We start from the raw sequence: 2948 nt of genomic DNA, 5'->3' as shown, positions 1-2948 counted from the left end.
CTCCATCTGTCCAACTGTCCTTATGCCTGGGAATAAGGACAGGGTCTGAACAGTTTTATCCAATATTCAAAGGCGGCCCCGCTCGGACGGATACGGTGGTAACTGCTTTGCCCTCATACCCGTCATAAACGCCATTGTGGCATGCACCGCGCAACAGACATTGCTTGCGTCGTCACACTGCCTCTGTGCCATAGGGCGGCGGTCGCCATTGCGCACGGCTTGAACACATCTCAAGCTGTGTCCACGCTATGTCAGCCCCATGTGTCGCTCATCGTCTCGACGAGATGATCTATCAAGGCGCGGACCCTTGTCGCCACCTGTTGCTGCGATGGGTAGACGATCTGAACTGGTAGACTTCCCGCGTCGCGCCCATCGAAGATCTGGATCAAGCTTCCGTCAGATAGCGCCTGGCGCGCATAAAGTGCCGGGGTCTGGGCAATGCCGATTCCGGCTATGGCGGCGTCAATCATGGCCTCGCCATTGGTGAACGTGGCCACAGCGTTGCGGGTGTCCAGTTTGATCTCACGTCGTCCCGAACTATACGCGATAGGGCGCGTGCGACCATTACCGGTCACGAAGGCCAGAAGACGATGATCCTTCAGATCTTCGATTTGAGTAGGCATACCGGTGAATGGACAAATGCGAACGCAAGAATGGGTTTTGGCAAAGTAGGGCGCGCATCGGCAAGGTGTGGGTGCGCATAACACGACGACTGTCGCATCTCTAACTGGCCTATGTGTCGCATCTCTAAAATGCCATTACACACAAAGATCGCATAAGGTGTATTATGGAACTAACAGGCGGTTTTGTCAGTGTTGCTTTTCAACGCGAAACCGCCGTTTATGCCTTAAATGATTTCTGTGTAAAACTGCGGTTTTGAGTGTTGCTTCCGAGGATTGTTATGACAAGTTGCCGATGCTACAAAATCGCTAGGCAGAATGCCAATCAACCTGTCGCATCCAATATTGCCGCCAGTCTTTCGCGGTATCGTCAGCGTCAATTCGCTTGGGCTACCGCGCTTCTTCGCAACGATATGGTCTGACGCCCTCAATTCTTGGGAGCCATCGACCCGTCGGCGGCATCTCGCAGCCCTCGATCGATTTTATCGAGCGGCTGAAGAGCAGAACGGTGTTGACTGCCTTGACCGCTTGATTGCAGCTGTTGACTGCGATGCCTTGGAGGATTGCCTGGTTGGTTTCTTAGCGCAGCTTCGTAACGAAGCTGCGATCAAAGGGACTGACAATACTCCAACCTGGAATACTGCGGTTGAGTTCATCAAAGAGATGTTGCAGCAAGCTCTGAAAGGAGCTGGTACCCGCACAAATGAGATCGCTGCGAAGACATTGCGGCTCGATACATACTACGGCCAACTGGTGCCGAACCAACCGCCGCCGCCACCGCCAATTCGAGCGCTTCCGCCGCTTGTCATTGAGGACCTTTACGAAATCTTCAGGCCGGATTCGCCACGAAATCCATTTAAAACCGAGACACTGCGCTGGCGGAACCTCCTGGTCTTCATGCTCCTGTTGCGCCTCGGACTTCGACGTGGCGAGAGCGCTTTGCTTTATCCTTCCTCGTTCAAGGAGGACTTCGACCCGGTTGCTGGCAAGACCGTCCACTGGCTGGATGTTGAGGAGGTCGATGATCCGGACCCACGGTACGAACAGCCCGGACTGAAGACGGAGACCTCGCGACGCCTGCTTCCGCTACAGGAAGAGATCGTTGGACTCGCCAGGTTCTACATTCGCAACTATCGCGGTCGGGTAAATCACCCACATCTTTTGATCTCTCAAAAAGGTCTGCCACTTTCGTTGCGATCTCTCAGTGAAATATTCGAGGTTGCGACGAAGGCCCTGTCCGACGAAGCCAAGCAATCTCTGAAGAAGCAGGGCCTCAGAGGCGTTTCCTGTCATGACCTTCGTCATACATCCGCCGTTGTCAGGATGCGGCGATACCAGGACACAGGAAACGATCTCGACAAGGCGCAAGAGAAATTACGGACGTTCTTCGGTTGGTCGAAGAAGTCGGAGATGCCACGATTGTATGCCAAAGCGTACTTTGAAACTGCCCTGGCGGAAGTATGGGACGAAAAATTCGATACGTTCGTAGATGCTCTTAGGCGTGTAAATCCGGATCGGCCTCAATGAGTGATCGTCGCTTTGACCTCGACCCTACTGGCGCAGACGAAATTACGCGGCTGTCGGCCAACCTTCCTCCGCTCCCATCGACCGTAAGATATTATGACGATTTTGCCAACGAATTCCGGACGATCAAAGGGATAGCTGATGCTAAATGGCTGGAGTTAAACCTCGACGGTACCTCCCAAATATTGGACTTTGAAAGGCTCGGCCCTTCTCGACAGGTGTACGACCATATCTTGGTCGATTGGTTCTCGCGTTTTGACCCTCACAGCATTGAGATTCAACATCACGGGATAATGAGCTACATCGGAAAAGTTGGTTTGGAGTCGTTAGTCACTCTTGTCACTGCCCAACCGTTCGATGCTCGGGCGCATTGGAACATGATTGTAGTTCCAAACGCCACTGCCAAGCAGTCTGAGTCGCTGCGAGCGGCCCTTCATTCTCTTTGTCGGCTGTCAGTTGGGCACTGGTCCCCGAGCCATACGGTCATAGTTTCCAGTCTAACCGGACCCAAGATTGACAAGTTCCGCGTTGTTCGAATGGGAGAGTGCTTTCTACCGCTTGATCAACAGGCTCTCGTCGTCGATCACATTGACAGCATGTGTGTAGCACTGGAAAGCGACCATAAAGCAGTCGGTGATCAGAACCTACGCGATGTTTGTATGCTGGTCCTGTCGTATCAATATGCGTTGCGCCCCGGCCAGAGTGCCCGGATCGTAAGCGCGCAAATCCCTGCACCTGTTCATTGACGGCGCATCGAGGGATTCTGTGTCCACAACGGAGACTGTGGACATAATGACATTGGAT

The 2948-nt window shown here is 53.3% G+C and carries 3 protein-coding genes; 2 read left to right on the top strand and 1 reads right to left on the bottom strand.

Features of this window, described 5'->3' with window-relative positions:
• Positions 1–251 precede the first annotated feature (251 nt).
• Positions 252–623 (bottom strand): LysR substrate-binding domain-containing protein, encoded by a 372-nt coding sequence (locus EV561_RS36815; RefSeq protein ID WP_348633774.1) that lies wholly within the window; start codon positions 621–623, stop codon positions 252–254.
• Between the two features lie 315 nt (positions 624–938).
• On the opposite strand from EV561_RS36815, the gene EV561_RS36810 reads away from it, so the two are divergent.
• On the top strand, positions 939–2147 hold the full coding sequence (locus tag EV561_RS36810) for a tyrosine-type recombinase/integrase (protein ID WP_132528758.1): 1209 nt from the start codon (positions 939–941) through the stop codon (positions 2145–2147).
• Positions 2144–2890: a hypothetical protein gene (locus EV561_RS36805; protein WP_132528757.1), complete on the top strand. Its 747-nt coding sequence runs from the start codon at positions 2144–2146 to the stop codon at positions 2888–2890. Before EV561_RS36810 ends, EV561_RS36805 begins: the two co-directional genes overlap by 4 nt.
• The last annotated feature ends 58 nt before the right edge of the window (positions 2891–2948 follow it).

Source organism: Rhizobium sp. BK376 (assembly GCF_004341625.1).
GTDB lineage: Bacteria > Pseudomonadota > Alphaproteobacteria > Rhizobiales > Rhizobiaceae > Rhizobium.
The sequence above is the reverse complement of the archived record's forward strand: the minus strand, read 5'-3'. Positions and strand labels throughout refer to the sequence as shown.